The organism is Methylobacterium sp. Leaf88 (assembly GCF_001422795.1).
Lineage (GTDB): Bacteria > Pseudomonadota > Alphaproteobacteria > Rhizobiales > Beijerinckiaceae > Methylobacterium.
Genome location: NZ_LMMK01000022.1, coordinates 158,166 through 171,416, shown reverse-complemented (window position 1 = coordinate 171,416; position 13,251 = coordinate 158,166). Strand labels below are relative to the sequence as shown.

Sequence of the window (13,251 nt, the reverse complement as noted above, 5' to 3'; positions counted from 1 at the left end):
GTGGACGAGAACCTGTAGCGTTTGGTCGACGCCTCTTGTGCCGCCGAGGCCCACCCGTTCTTGGTTCCGCTTTGCCGTCCTCTTGGGGCAGGCGTTGGCCACGATGGCACTTCAAAGCTTCAAAATTGGCGTCCCACGGCTTATCGGATTGCCGACCCTGACAACTCAACCGCGGGGCCCATAACGGCTTCGCGGCGCCTCGGCGCGTTCTAAAGTGCGCGTGGGATTCCATGTGATGCCAAAACCTTAGGGGTGTAGACTTCTTGGCCACCCCCACCCCTTGCAGTCCCGAGTCTTCTGCCAGAGACATGGCGCCCTCTTGCTGCCAGGGGCGACCAGATGGCTAACGACCTTCACACGATCCTGACTATCAACCTCGAAAAGCCGGGCTTTACGTTGGCCAGCGCGATCAGCGACCGCGATGCGCACGGCCAGTTCTTCATTGCAGAGGAATACCTGACCGCGGTGGAGCTGATGACAGAGACTTGCGGTGAAGAGATCCGGCTGCTGCGACCAAGGTACATGCTGCTTTGTCAGGCCCTCGAACTCTGCCTTAAGGCGTTCCTTTTGAACCGTGGTGTAGACGCCAAAACTCTCAACAAGCCACCGATGAACCACGATCTTAGGCTGCTACTTGACGCATGCCAAGAACGTCTCGGTAGCGGTAAGCCGTTTATTGCACCAAAGCACCAGAACATGATCCGGGAGCTCGCGCCAGCTGCGTCGATGTTTTACTTCCGATACGGTCACAAACAACCGGCGACCGTTCTTGAGGTGGCATCCATCTACGTTCCGCTGATGAGCGATGCTCTCGACGCTACCCATGGGCTGTTTGACGTCGTTCGGCGCGAAGTGCTGACCATCCGCGGTGCAAGCTAAGTGTGCCAAATGCCGTGCCGCCGCGGCCTTGCGTCTGTGGTCTTCCTTATGCGCCATGCGCCACGTCGCCGGGGCATGCTGGCCTCGTCCGGGACGGCTTTAACGGCGCCATTCGCTAACTCGCCATACAGATTGCTGCTGCTTATGGTGGCTCCTATTGTGCGCGGCGTAACTGAAGCAAGGATAAGATATTGTGGCTTACGACACCCTGACAGTCGCGACCGCGGCCGCCATTATAGCCGCTGGTAGTTGGTTGATCACCTTATACAATGCAAGGAAGGCAGTTCATTGGAAGAGGGCTGAGCTTGCCAGCGCGTATCTGAAGGATTTGACGGCCAATCCTGTGCTTGTATTTGCTTGCCGCGCCTTAGAATGGAACGGTGGCCGGCTGGTAGTTCCGGAACCTCTCCGACCTCTTCTCTTTGAAAAATCTGATTACATCCAGCATAGTCCCGAAGTGCTGAAGCGGGCTATGGTGCCAGGTCTTACTCTTGAAGAGATGGATGCCGAGCCGCGACTCCAGTTATACAGAACTTCAATGGATGACCTGCTGTCCTGGCTTGACTTAATCGCAAGCGGCCTCAATCGGAAACTGTTCAAACCTGAGGATTTGCCGAAGGTTGGTTACTGGGTTGAGCAAATAAGGAAAGTTGGGTACTTGGATGAATTTATCCGTAAATTTGGGTATTCTGACAGTATTGAAATTTTGCGCCGCGCTTTCGCGTCGTTTTGTGAAGACCATCGCGATGGCCGCGCCTTGACAATTGAACGTGGTGGCTTTGGCTCTTCCGCTAAAGGACGCAGCGCAGGAGGCTAGTGCAGTGACGCATACGGAGGATTCACCTTCGCGGTGAGGTATGCGAGTCTGGGGGGATGGCTCAGACTGTCTGTGTTCTCCTCGACGAAGCCGCCCGGGCGCGGCTGACGAGCATCATCTGTGACCGGTCTCGTCCGTTCAAGCACGTCCAGCGTGCCCCGATCGTGCTGCTCTCGGCCGAACGCCTGTCGGTGCTGGAGGTGGCGCGGCGGGCCGGCGCCAGCCGTCCTGCGGTCTGGCGCTGGCAGCAGCGCTTTGCCGAGGAAGGCGTCGAGGGTCTGCTGCACGACAAGACCCGCCCGCCCGGCAAGGAGCCGCTCTCGGCCGACACCGTCGCCGAGGTCTTGGCCCTGACCTGCTCCGAGCCGCCGGGCGAGGTCACGCATTGGGCCGGTCGCGCCGTGGCCGAACGGGTCGGCATCTCGCTGCGGTCCGTGCAACGCATCTGGGAGGCCCACCACCTGCAGCCGCACCGCGTGCGCACATTCAAGCGCTCGAACGACGCCGCCTTCGCCGAGAAGGTCGAGGACATCGTCGGCCTCTACATGGAGCCGCCGCGCCACGCGGTGGTGCTCTCCATCGACGAGAAGTCCCAGATCCAGGCGCTGGAGCGCACCCGTCCCGCCCTGCCGCTCAGCCCAGGGCACCCCGCCGCCCAGACCCACGACTACACCCGCCACGGCACCACCACGCTGTTTGCCGCCCTCGACGTCCTGGAAGGAACCGTGCTCGGCCGCTGCATGCAGCGGCACCGCAACGGCGAGTTCATCCGCTTCCTCAACAGCGTCGAGGCCGCCGTGCCGGCCGGCAAGACGGTTCATGCCATCCTCGACAACTATGCAGCCCACAAGCACCCGAAGGTCCGCGCCTGGCTCGCCCGCCACCCGCGCTGGACCTTTCACTTCACCCCGACCTCGGCCTCCTGGCTCAACGCCGTCGAGGGTTTCTTCTCCGTCCTCTCGCGTAGACGACTGCGGCGCGGCACCTTCACCGGCATCGTCGACCTGCAAGCCGCTATCAAACGCTACATCGCCGAGCACAACCAGCGGGCACAACCCTTCCGTTGGACAAAACCCGCCGACGCCATCCTCAGCGCTCTCAAACGCGTCCCTGCACCATCTGTCTGAGTCAGTGCACTAGTCCTGCGATGGGTGCTTCGCTTCAAAGAGGCGCAACCCATGGCGCTTGGCTCTCAAATCTGCCGTTTTCCGGGTGTGACACGACCCGCATCGCAGTCTAATGTTGGTCTCATCTAAGCTAGAGCGGTCACCGATCGACTTGAATCGTCTAGGGTTTCGGCCGCGGCGGTGATGTGATTCGATGGACAGCTTTCCGCGGAGGAGAGCCGATGGCGTCTGCCCTGTCCGTTGATCTGCGTGAGCGTGTCGTGGCCGCGATTGAGGCGGGGGCTTCGCGCCGGGAGGCGGCGCGGCGCTTCGAGGTCAGCCCGGCCAGCGCCGTGCGCTGGCACGGGACCTTCGTGCAGGAGGGTCGGACACACGCCAAGCCGATGGGCGGCGATCAACGCTCGCACACCATCGAGGCGCAGGCCGACCTGATCCGGCAGACCTACGAAGCGCAACCCGAGCTGTTCTTGCACGAGTTGCGCGACCGTCTGGCCGAACAGGGTCTGCGGGTCGGGGTCAGCAGCCTGTCCCGCTTCTTCAAGCGCCACGGCATCACGCGCAAAAAAACACTGGCTACGCCGCCGAGCAGGAGAGGGAGGACGTGAAGGCCGCGCGCCTGTCCTGGTTCGAGCGCCAGCTCGATCTCGACCCGGACAAGCTCGTGTTCCTCGACGAGACCGCCACCAACACGAAGATGGTCCGCCGCTATGGGCGAGCCCCGCGCGGCGAACGTTGCCGGGTCGCGGTGCCGTTCGGCCACTGGAAAACCATCACGGTCACCGCCGGTCTGCGCACCAGCGGCCTGACAGCCACCGCCCTCTTCGATGGACCGATGACGGGCGCTCGCTTCCGCGACTATGTCGAACAAACTCTCGTCCCAGCCCTCAGGCCCGGCGACACGGTCGTGCTCGACAATCTGCCCGCCCACAAGGTCAGCGGCATCCGCGAACGCATCGAGGCGTCCGGGGCGAGGCTCCTCTACCTGCCGCCCTACTCCCCCGACCTCAACCCGATCGAACTCGCCTTCGCCAAGCTCAAGGCCATTCTTCGAGCCGAGGCCGCGCGAACGATCAGCGACCTCTGGGACACAATCCGACAAGCCTTCAGACGCTTCACGCCAGCCGAATGCCGCCAGTATCTCGCCGCCGCAGGCTACGACGCATATGATCCAACATGATCGGATGCCGCTCTAGCACCCCCGTCGTTGATCTCCTGGACATGGTCGCAATAGATGCGGGTGCCAATGCGTCCGCAGTCCTCGCACTTGCGCCCTCGGGTGCGTAGGAGGCGGTCCCGAAGCTCCCGCTGATGCAGCGCGACCCCTCTGACGCCTCGATCTGGTCAAGGGCGATGAGCCGACCTCCCTGGGCCACTACCTGGCTCTGCAGGTGCTGGATGACCTGCAGGATGGTTGCGGGGTCCGTAGGGTTTGCCGCGATCTCCGGGGTGGCCCTGATACCTTCCATCCGTTCGCGGACCACATGGTTCGCCCAAAGGTGGAACTCGTGGCTCAGGTACTTCGCGTAGGCTAAGGCGAGATGCCAGTGTGCCCAAGTGCCTTGGCCGTGCCCGCCGGTCCGGCTCACGAACAGAGCGTCATCGGATAATCCGACAACGGCCCCAACATGCTCGACGAAGGAGCGCGAGCCCGGAAGCGCCCGCCAATTCGCTGGCGTCTTCTGCCGGGGCGAGCCGGCGGCTCGCCACATATCGGTGAGCGAGACCATCGCATCCTGATCGTGGATGACTTGGCCGCCATAGGTGAGCGGTGCAGGCAGGTTGCGCTTTTCATACATCATGGCGCTCTCTTGAATGCGATCAAGCTGCACTGTGATGATCGCATCAAAAACGAATAAATGCCTAGGATTGTTGGGGATTTGGCAAGGCTGGTGCAGCCGGATTTTTTAGTCCAGAACAACTAACCGAGACACACAAACCATTGTTGAAAGCGATACTATGATTTCTGATATTAATTGGTGGTCCGATTTGACGGAATGGGCAACAAAGATAGTAAATAACTTTGAAGCTATGCCGGAAAAAGACAAATTTGTCATTTTGACTGGGATAGTTTCTGTTTTTATATCTACGTCATCTGCATTGATAAGCTTGATATCTTATAGGCAGAAAGGTCGCGAGGGCGCTTACGCCTTGCGAAAGCAATTGTCAGATACGATGCAAAAAATCTTAGATCTGAATATGGAGTCTGCGAAAAGAAATAATGATCCTGACAAATACCCTAGAAACTTCGGCGGCCTTATCAACGATCAAAGGAGATTTCACGCGCGTGTTGCTCTATCACTCATGGGGCGCATAGGACCGCTTGTAAGCCGCTGGGAATATCAGCTGGCAGCAAGAGCTTTTGCCGATCTATCGGATCTTGATACAGCTAAAAGCATGTACTTGATTGCAACGAAATCGCGATCTTCTCCGGTTGAAGACGCTACCGTTTTGCGAGGGTATGGCAGGTTCTTATTTCAAAGTGGCGAGGTCGACTCTGCTCGTGTCGCGATGGAAGATGCAGTCGCCTATCTTTCTGAATCCGATAACTTAGCCCATGAGCGCGGCTTTACTTATGAGTTATGGGCTGAGCACGAATTAGATTTTGGATATCTAGAAGTTTCCCAAAAATGTTTTAATTTAGCTCTAAGAGAATATTCGGATGATCTTTGGGTTCACCGGGGGGCTAAATCCGTCGAGAGACTTGAATTATCTGATATGAAAAGAAGGATTTTTCCCGATCAAGATCCTGTATCTCAAATGGAGCTGTTCTGATTTGAGCGGCCTACAATGATCTTCGTGAATGGTGACTAATCTCAGGGGTGGTCCTTCAGACACGGAAACTTTGTGCGAGTTGGCGATGAGAGCATAATTTGGCTTGATGTACTAAGAAGCTCTCAGGTGTCCGTGCTCTGCATAGGTGGCGAGCGATCAGCCCGGAGGCTGTCAAATCGGGCATGCTGATCACTTGGTCATCTCTGACTGCCTCGCGTTACTGCTTACGGCACCGAAGCATCAATTTCTTTCCCGGCGGCAGCATCGCGTTCAGCGAGCCATGTGTTGAGGGTGGAGCGGCGGGCGCGGACGATGTTGCTGCCCGGTAGCTTGAACGCCGGATAGCGGCGATCTCCGCGAGGTGTTTCGCTTGCCGGGATGACAGCCGAAGGTGCCGGCCGATGTCCTCATAGCCGCAGAGAAGGTCGCCATCATCGGTCGCGGTCATGTCGCATTCCTTGTCGCGTTGAAGTCGCACGGCGCGGCCGTCCGCGCTTGTTTATGTGTGTCGTTTCAGGGGGTTTGCTGTCTGCTCTTGTCGCGCCCCGAGGTCTCGGTATTAGGGCTAAAAACGCAACGCTGCCAGGCACTTATTGCAAGTCGCCGTAGGTCTTGAGGTTGCCGACGGCATGAACCCGTCGATTAAGGGCGGGACCGAGTAGGACGAAATGGGCGCGGGCGGCGCTCCTTCCAGCAAGGCAACGTCGACAGCAAACTGCGCGACGATGCAGGTACGGAGGGCAGCGAGCGCTTGGTGCTCTTGATCGAACTAGCAATGCTGCATCTCCCACAATCTATCCGCTAGCAGGGTATTGAAGAAGTCAGCCAACGGCGGGCAATGAAGGGGATTTCGTCGCCGCGGTGGGCGCGGATTTCGCCGCGAAGCGAGCCGTCGGCCTCGACCTCGGCCGATCCCGAGCCGCAGACCGCATCCATCTCGTCGTTGCCAATCCAATCGAACACGATGGCGGCGCAATCGCTCCCGCGGGTGGCTCCGTCAGCGAAAGCTCCGGTGATACACTCGAAGGCGAACTCACCGCGGCCGTCCTCGAAGAGGATGTAGGCCGGCTCGACTATGTCGGCGTAGTCGTCCTCGTAGCCGGGCAGATCAACGATCCGCCACTTGCCCAGGACGCTCACGCCAGAGCCCCGAGCAGCTTTGGCAGGCGGACGAGGTTGTAGGCCGCAGCCGTCAAAGTAAAGGCCCATCCGACCTTGTCGCAGCCTATGAAGCGGGCCTTGCGCAGGCCGCCGACGGTCTTGATGGCGTGGCGGGCGGTTCGTCCGTCGATGGAGGAGCGGCGGCCGTTGGTGTTCCGGGCCACGTGCGCGCGCACGTTCATCGACCTGAGCTCGTTGACGAAGTCCTCGGCGTCATAGGCCTTGTCGGCACCCACCGAGATCGCCCTGGGTCGATCCGCCCTCGACTCGATCATCGACAACGCCGCGATCCGCTCGGTGTGACCGTTCGCCAAGGTCAGGCGGGTGTCCACGATCAGGCCCGGGCGGTTCTCCATCAGGGTATGGCCGATGAAGCAGAGCTTGGCCTCCATCCCCGGACCCTTGCGGTCGAGGCGGGCTTCTCGGTCCGTGGTGCTTTCGTGGGTCTCGTTCGAGCGCGTCTGCCCCCTGAAGTCGACCTCGACGTTGCGCCCGCCGACGGATGGCGGCGGAACTTTCCCTTGATCGTTGCCGCCCTGATCCTTGGGCTTGAAGCACATGAATCGACGCCCAGGCCTCGATCAGCGTACCGTCGACGCTGAACTGATCGCTGGACAGAAGCCGCCTGACCCGGGGCCGGGCCAGCATGGCGGCCAGGAACTGGGCCGCGATCTCACCGGCCAGGAGCCGGTCCCGGTTCCGGGTGAAGCTCGAAGGGTCCCAGGCCTGATCGTCCATGCCCGGCCCGACGAACCAGCGGAACAACAGGTCGAACTCCAGCCGCTCCATCAGCTGCCGCTCCGAGCGAATCGAGTAGAACGCCTGCAGGAGCATGGCCCGCAGCAGCATCTCGGGCGGGATCGACGGACGACCCATCCGGGCCGCATAGAGCGCCGAGAACCACCCGCTCAGGGCCGCCAGCGCCTCGTCCGTCAGTTGTCGGATGGCCCGCAGAGGATGATCGGACCGAACCCGAGCCTCCAGGTCCACATACGAGAACAACACCCCCGAACGCCGATCCGAGCCCCGCATCTGCCTTCCCCGCTTACTGCCAGAGAGCAGTGAATCATGCCAACCCCTGGCACGCCACGGACTTCTTCAACACCCTGCTAGACGGCGCCGTAGCGGCATTCGAAGCCGTCGAGAGAGCCCAACCACGCAACGAGGTTAGGCTTCACCAGGGCATCCGGATCGTTCGAAAGCGAGACCAGTCGGGACGATGACGGGGTATGCGACGTAGAAAACGGAGGATAAGTCCAGATTGAGTCCCTATGTCGTCGCACTCAAGTTGAAGCCCTCCTATGGTCCGCAGATGAACGGCACTCTTGCACTCTGGTACGAAAGCAATGATGCGTCACCGCAGCCTGCGGGCGCCGAATCTCCATTAGCGCCTGAGAAAGCCGAGTTTTCAGCGCCGAAGGAGGCCGAAGCTGCATTGCGAGAGAGCGCGGAAAGTCGGCTAGCGGCATTGCAACCTCGACTGCGGCTTCACGTCAATCTTTGGCGAGATCTAGATAAGCAATTCAATTTTCTCGACGTTGGACTACTGCTGACTCAGGTCGAGAAGATTGATCGCATCTATCTCTATCTTCCCACACATATCAATGCAGGTGATGTATTCGATTTAAGCGGGGCGCTTAAAGACGTCGAGACGTTAAACGCTGTTTTTAATGAAGTCTCCACCTTAGTGCGCGATAAAGACCGATATTTTATAGTCAAATCAAAACCCGTAAGATTGCGGGCAATATATAAGCTCAATGTTACTAGCGATATATCGATTGATACAGTTAGCGTTCCCGGAAAACCGAACGGCACAATTATAGCTCTCAACAATTCCATTTGCTCAGATATCGTTGGAGCTAACAAGTATTACAAAGAACACTATATAAGACTGCGCATATTCCTTAAAGGACCGGCTCAAAATTTATTCTCAACTGAGGATCGGGCCGCCAGTGTGGGACTCGCTCTTACGCAGGACATTCTGGAGACTACCGAATTCCGGCTCAACGAGCGCAGAAGCTTCCCTCCGGATGTATTGCAGCGCACTGCCGATGGACAGTTTTTTCTGGAGTCGATCCATTATTTCTTGATACGTAGTCGAGATTACCAGCTCAGCAGCCAGCATCAAAATTTCCGAAAAGTCCGTCGTCTCGAGGACGAAATCTGGTCAAGCTATCTTAGTGTTGGAAAACCAACATCACGTCCTCATAATCGTTCGACAGAGGGTATGACCATCTATCAATGGCGCGAGCTAGCGGGGAAAAAAAACGGAGAAGACCAGACGATTGACGATTTTATTGCGTATGCGAGTTTCCGCACCGGCAGGCCACGGATCTGGACATACCTTATCGCAATTCTCGCTATCGGCGGCGTCGGTGGAGCGATTCTCAACGTTGTTCTATCGGTGCTCGGTCGGAGCCTACGCGCCGCCGGCTTCCCACAGCTCGGACCGGGTTATGCGAACCTAATTGCCGGATCGCTTCTCGCTATCGTCGCCCTCGCACCGATGGTGGCGGTATGGATCATCCAGGCGTGGAAAAGAAGGCAGATGCGCGAGCCGCAGCCCTTTCGGCAGCGTTGAGGGTCCACTATGGTTCTAGGGATGCCGATGCCGATGCCGCTGACAACCGACGCCTTGCCCCTGCACGCAGGGCCCAACAAGACCGCTACCGGTTCTCTCGTCAGAGAAGCGGAACTGCTGTGGTCGACCCTGTCGCGCCTCGAGGGCACCTATCCAGGCTTTAGATCCTGGTACTGGAACAAGGTCGTGCCTGGCCTCTCAAGCGGCAATCGGCACCTTTTTTGGGAGGGCAGTCTCGACGCGCCGTCGGCGGTCGCGATTCTCAAGCGGGAAGGCGGCGAGTCGAAGATCTGCACGGCCTGGGTAGCAGAGGCCGAGCGCGGGCATAGCCTTGGACGCCGACTGCTCGAGGAATCGATCGAGTGGCTTGGCGAAGCTCGCCCCCTCTTCACCGTGCCAGCTGAGCGCTACGCCGAGTTCGAGCCGTTGATGCGGAGACTGGGCTTCGTCGAGACGGCCCGCATCAGGTCTCTCTATCGGCCTGGGGTAATCGAGCACGTGTTCAATGGCTCGCTCGTTCCCTCTCTCAACACGTGAAGACGCCGCCGGGACAAGAGTCTCTGTTTCCCTCGGATACTTGCGAAGGGCCGACGCTGCTATTCAGCATCCATAATCATTATGCTGAGCTGATCCTCGACGGGAAGAAAGACGTCGAGTTGCGTCGACGATTTGGGTCGCATGGCTCAGGTTGCAGGATGCTGATCTACGCGACACAGCCAATCGCCGCCGTCGTTGGCTATACGCAAATCGAGAATGTCGCACGCCTCCCAATTGCGCAATTGTGGAGCCGATACGGCAACCGCGCGTCAATCACCAAGACCGACTTCATGCGCTACTTCGACGGCGTCGATGAAGGATGCGCGCTAATGCTGACACGCCCCAGGAGGTTTGCCGCGCCGATCCGGCTGGATGAGATGCGGTCCACGCATGGCCTAAACGCGCCGCAATCGTACATTGTCCTGCGAGAGGCCCACCGTGACCTCATCGACCATGAGCAGGGTTAGGCTCTTAATCGACACCAATGTGCTGATCGCCCTTGAGGACCCTGGGCAGACCGAACCACTTGTCGCCGATTTCGCGCGCCGCTGTCTGGCAGGCGCAATCGCCCTCTATGTGCACCCATCGACGCTCGACGACTTCGACCGCGATCCGGATCGATACCGTCGATCCATATCGGAATCCCGCGTCTCTAAGTTCCTTCAGCTCGCGCCGATACCATTGCCGCCCGTCGCGGAGTTGGAAGCCCGTTGGGGAACAATACGTTCCGAGAACGACCGCGTCGACGTGGCGCTTCTGCACGCGCTCTCGATCAAAGCCGTCGATATTCTCGTAAGCCAGGACGCTGGATTACATCGACGTGTGCGCTGCGGGGATCTCGAGGAGCGAGTAATCACGCTGAGTGACGCTGTTGCTTGGCTGAAATCGCTACAGGATCCTGCCGATGACGGACTGCCGCATGTCTCCGACGTCCCCGCATACAGCTTAGATCCAAGGGACCCGATATTCGAAAGCTTACGTCTAGATTACACAGAGTTCTCGGACTGGTGGTTGGCCAGGTGCGTCGCTGAACATCGACCATGTTGGACAATTTTGGGCAGCGATGGTCGGGTGCATGGTCTTGTTGTGCGAAAGTCGGAATCCGGTGAGGAAATAGGCGTCGCATCGCATCTGCGCGCACTAAAGCTTTGCACATTCAAGGTAGCAGACAACGCTCAAGGCAATAAGGTTGGCGAACTTCTGTTGCGAAAGGCCATTTTGCACGCACAGCAGAACAGTTTTGATTTCGTCTATCTTACGACATATCGAAAACAGATCGCTTTGCTCGATCTAATTGAGCGTTACGGCTTCGAGACCACCGCCAAAAGTGCCGCCGGGGAGATTGTAGCTGTTAAGCCAATCCGCCGTACTCGGCTTGAGATCTCAGGCCACTCAGATCTGGCAGATGTCTTAAGGAGGAACTATCCCCGTTTCACCATCCGCGACCCTGTTTCTCTTTTCGCAATCCCCATCCAATGGCGCTTCCATCGGCAGCTATTTCCCGAGGCTGCGCGACTTAAGCCGATGCCTCTGTTCGGCGACCAGACATTCGATCTGAGACAGGCTGGCCGGAAGCCAGGAAACACAATTCGCAAGGTTTACGTCTGCCGCAGCTTTAACAAGACGATGAAGGCCGGCGATGTTATATTTTTCTACCAGTCGCGGGAAGATAGCGCATGTCATTCTCAGGCCGTGACGACAGTCGGCGTGGTAGAACAGATCCGTCGCGCCCACGACTACCGCGATCTGTCCCGATCGACCGCGGGTCGGTCTGTCTATTCCGAGGACGACCTGAAACAGGCCGTCGAAGATGCACCGAACGGCGTGACAGTTATAGATTTTCTTTTGATCGGCCATCTCGACCCGGTCATCAAAATCGAAAAGCTGCTTGAGGGTGGTGTGCTGAAAGCTCCGCCGCAGTCGATTACACCGATTCCGCGGAATAGCTTAGGCACACTGTTGCCCTCTATGAATTTCGGCTTCGCGCTATGAGGCCGGGCCCACTCGTCGTGCTGCTCGGTATCTCTGGTGTTGGAAAGAGTTTTCTAACACGGCAAATTTCCGAAGCCCGGCCTGATCTACTTTGCCTGAGCGCTGGCACCCTCCTCAGAGAGACTCTTAAGGCAGACCCAGAACAACTCCGCACGTCAAATCGCGATGTTATCTTGGCAAATCAGATGCTGCTATCGGAGGCGGTCCGACGTGCGCGGAGCGGCAAATGGCAACAGACAGCCATTCTTGAGGCTCACATAGTTATCGATAACGGCAGAGAGCTGATTAAACTGCCGGTTGAGGCATTTCAATCATTGGATATTGGAGGAATTATACTGGTCGAAGACAGCGTAGAACATATAAAGCGTAGAAGGGAAACGGATGCGAGATTTCGGCCAGATAGAAGCCTGGATGAGCTGGTGAGTCAGCAGCAAGAATCCAGCGAAGCAGCAGACAGATACGCGGCGGATCTGGATGCACCAATCCAGAAAGTTTCACCAATCGACACTATGAACACACTAGACTTCATCCATAAATTGGAAGAGTCATCTCGAATTTGAAAAAGGCCACCTAAATTCTAGGTTGTTAGCCATACAAGCGAACCGCACCGTCTGTGTTGACGGTGGACGGTTCGGACGAAGGTAAGCACTCGGCGGTTCGGAGGACGAAGCAGCGACAGCAGCGGAAGCGGACGTCGGAGCTTCCACCGGCCGGACCGCACGGCGGCAGCGGGAGGAGGACTTGCCGGAGTGCTTCTTCCCCTCCGGGGGTACACGAAGATAGGCGCGAGTGACCAGCTTTCGCCAGCTTCAGTCGTCGCTTTGTGGACCAGAACCTGTAGCGTTTGGTCGACACCCCTTGTGCGGTAAAGGGGCACCTGTTCTTGGTTCCGCTCTGTCGTCCTTTTGGGGCATGCGCGAGCGTCAATGGTGCCTCAACGCCTCAAAATTGGCGTCCCACAGCCATTGGACTGTGAATCAGCAGCCCGGACAGGCAGTCTCTAGACCCTTCCGCAGATAGGTTGGAAGCGCCGGAGCTTTGTCAGCGATTTGATGGGTGTCGTGCGAGCTGGCCTCACGAAGCCGGTCAGTATACGCTTCCTCAAGCGTACCAACTGTGTTCGAGCCGCTGACCACGTCGCGGCCGACATACATCAGTGCCATGAGCTCGGCCCTAGCATGCTCCGAGAGGGAGTTGATCGCTGCGACAAGTGGAGCTTCGTCCTGTCGGTAACCTTGATAGGCATTCGGATTGCTAGGCGAAGAAACTCCATTTGGGTCCGGCGGATGTTTCGCGTTGAGCTGTTCCGCGAGCTTTATAACGTTCTGAACCTGCGACATGCTGATATGTCGAAGCATTTTCGGTGCTCCCTGTGACCGCATGCA

Annotated in this window: 14 protein-coding genes and 1 pseudogene; 10 read left to right on the top strand and 5 right to left on the bottom strand. The window is 58.2% G+C overall.

Annotation, left to right across the window (positions count from 1 at the left end; genetic code table 11):
* The first annotated feature begins 339 nt into the window (after positions 1 to 339).
* The 4 genes from ASF20_RS14170 to ASF20_RS23405 all read left to right on the top strand — a co-directional run bounded on the left by ASF20_RS14170 (position 340) and on the right by ASF20_RS23405 (position 4,000).
* Positions 340 to 879: a hypothetical protein gene (locus ASF20_RS14170; protein ID WP_056275046.1), complete on the top strand. Its 540-nt coding sequence runs from the start codon at positions 340 to 342 to the stop codon at positions 877 to 879.
* 193 nt (positions 880 to 1,072) lie between these two features.
* Positions 1,073 to 1,696, top strand: a complete 624-nt coding sequence (locus ASF20_RS24125; protein WP_156648079.1) for a hypothetical protein — start codon at positions 1,073 to 1,075, stop codon at positions 1,694 to 1,696.
* A gap of 56 nt (positions 1,697 to 1,752) precedes the next feature.
* Entirely contained in the window at positions 1,753 to 2,823 is a 1,071-nt protein-coding gene (locus ASF20_RS14165; RefSeq protein WP_056275045.1) for an IS630 family transposase, read from the top strand.
* A gap of 221 nt (positions 2,824 to 3,044) precedes the next feature.
* Positions 3,045 to 4,000 (top strand): IS630 family transposase gene (locus ASF20_RS23405; RefSeq protein ID WP_108040964.1). Its coding sequence is split into 2 segments (ribosomal slippage): positions 3,045 to 3,384 and positions 3,384 to 4,000, totalling 957 coding nucleotides; the frame shifts between segments, so codons are not numbered across the junction.
* Here ASF20_RS23405 and ASF20_RS14150 read toward each other — a convergent pair.
* On the bottom strand, positions 3,936 to 4,622 hold the full coding sequence (locus ASF20_RS14150) for a KilA-N domain-containing protein (protein WP_156648078.1): 687 nt from the start codon (positions 4,620 to 4,622) through the stop codon (positions 3,936 to 3,938). The two genes, ASF20_RS23405 and ASF20_RS14150, sit on opposite strands and share 65 nt — an antisense overlap.
* Before the next feature lie 157 nt (positions 4,623 to 4,779).
* On the opposite strand from ASF20_RS14150, the gene ASF20_RS24120 reads away from it, so the two are divergent.
* Positions 4,780 to 5,595, top strand: coding sequence for a hypothetical protein (locus ASF20_RS24120; RefSeq protein WP_156648077.1), 816 nt, complete (start codon positions 4,780 to 4,782; stop codon positions 5,593 to 5,595).
* Between the two features lie 217 nt (positions 5,596 to 5,812).
* Here the strand turns inward: ASF20_RS24120 and ASF20_RS24115 are convergent, their stop codons facing one another.
* The 3 genes and pseudogenes from ASF20_RS24115 to ASF20_RS14140 all read right to left on the bottom strand — a co-directional run bounded on the left by ASF20_RS24115 (position 5,813) and on the right by ASF20_RS14140 (position 7,788).
* The gene (locus ASF20_RS24115; RefSeq protein WP_156648076.1) at positions 5,813 to 6,043 is read right to left on the bottom strand and encodes a hypothetical protein; all 231 of its coding nucleotides are present in this window, start codon (positions 6,041 to 6,043) and stop codon (positions 5,813 to 5,815) included.
* 353 nt (positions 6,044 to 6,396) lie between these two features.
* A complete protein-coding gene (locus ASF20_RS14145) occupies positions 6,397 to 6,735 on the bottom strand; it encodes a hypothetical protein (RefSeq protein WP_056275035.1) in 339 nt (112 codons plus the stop codon).
* Positions 6,732 to 7,788, bottom strand: a pseudogene (locus tag ASF20_RS14140) (IS5 family transposase). The gene ASF20_RS14145 and the pseudogene ASF20_RS14140 overlap by 4 nt, the downstream one beginning before the upstream one ends.
* A 229-nt stretch (positions 7,789 to 8,017) precedes the next feature.
* Here ASF20_RS14140 and ASF20_RS24110 point away from each other — a divergent pair.
* The 5 genes from ASF20_RS24110 to ASF20_RS23400 all read left to right on the top strand — a co-directional run bounded on the left by ASF20_RS24110 (position 8,018) and on the right by ASF20_RS23400 (position 12,426).
* Positions 8,018 to 9,337, top strand: a complete 1,320-nt coding sequence (locus tag ASF20_RS24110; protein ID WP_156648075.1) for a hypothetical protein — start codon at positions 8,018 to 8,020, stop codon at positions 9,335 to 9,337.
* A 27-nt stretch (positions 9,338 to 9,364) separates the two neighbouring features.
* A complete protein-coding gene (locus tag ASF20_RS14130; protein WP_156648074.1) occupies positions 9,365 to 9,874 on the top strand; it encodes a hypothetical protein in 510 nt (169 codons plus the stop codon).
* 158 nt (positions 9,875 to 10,032) lie between these two features.
* Positions 10,033 to 10,341: a hypothetical protein gene (locus tag ASF20_RS14125; RefSeq protein WP_056275029.1), complete on the top strand. Its 309-nt coding sequence runs from the start codon at positions 10,033 to 10,035 to the stop codon at positions 10,339 to 10,341.
* Complete coding sequence (locus ASF20_RS24105) at positions 10,313 to 11,866, top strand: GNAT family N-acetyltransferase (protein WP_156648073.1); 1,554 nt, start codon at positions 10,313 to 10,315, stop codon at positions 11,864 to 11,866. The genes ASF20_RS14125 and ASF20_RS24105 overlap by 29 nt, the downstream gene beginning before the upstream one ends.
* Before the next feature lie 17 nt (positions 11,867 to 11,883).
* On the top strand, positions 11,884 to 12,426 hold the full coding sequence (locus ASF20_RS23400; protein WP_162242625.1) for an AAA family ATPase: 543 nt from the start codon (positions 11,884 to 11,886) through the stop codon (positions 12,424 to 12,426).
* A 417-nt stretch (positions 12,427 to 12,843) separates the two neighbouring features.
* On the opposite strand, the gene ASF20_RS24100 is transcribed toward ASF20_RS23400, so the two are convergent.
* The gene (locus tag ASF20_RS24100) at positions 12,844 to 13,224 is read right to left on the bottom strand and encodes a DUF3775 domain-containing protein (protein ID WP_162242624.1); all 381 of its coding nucleotides are present in this window, start codon (positions 13,222 to 13,224) and stop codon (positions 12,844 to 12,846) included.
* Positions 13,225 to 13,251: the final 27 nt, after the last annotated feature.

Excerpts from the sequence above, each read along its gene's own strand:
- ASF20_RS14130 (WP_156648074.1), top strand. The coding sequence starts at position 9,365 with ATGCCGATGCCGCTGACAACCGACGCCTTGCCCCTGCACGCAGGGCCC.
- ASF20_RS14125 (WP_056275029.1), top strand. The coding sequence starts at position 10,033 with ATGCTGATCTACGCGACACAGCCAATCGCCGCCGTCGTTGGCTATACG.
- ASF20_RS14150 (WP_156648078.1), bottom strand. The coding sequence starts at position 4,622 with ATGATGTATGAAAAGCGCAACCTGCCTGCACCGCTCACCTATGGCGGC.
- ASF20_RS24115 (WP_156648076.1), bottom strand. The coding sequence starts at position 6,043 with ATGACCGCGACCGATGATGGCGACCTTCTCTGCGGCTATGAGGACATC.
- ASF20_RS14165 (WP_056275045.1), top strand. The coding sequence starts at position 1,753 with ATGGCTCAGACTGTCTGTGTTCTCCTCGACGAAGCCGCCCGGGCGCGG.
- ASF20_RS24120 (WP_156648077.1), top strand. The coding sequence starts at position 4,780 with ATGATTTCTGATATTAATTGGTGGTCCGATTTGACGGAATGGGCAACA.
- ASF20_RS14170 (WP_056275046.1), top strand. The coding sequence starts at position 340 with ATGGCTAACGACCTTCACACGATCCTGACTATCAACCTCGAAAAGCCG.
- ASF20_RS24100 (WP_162242624.1), bottom strand. The coding sequence starts at position 13,224 with ATGCTTCGACATATCAGCATGTCGCAGGTTCAGAACGTTATAAAGCTC.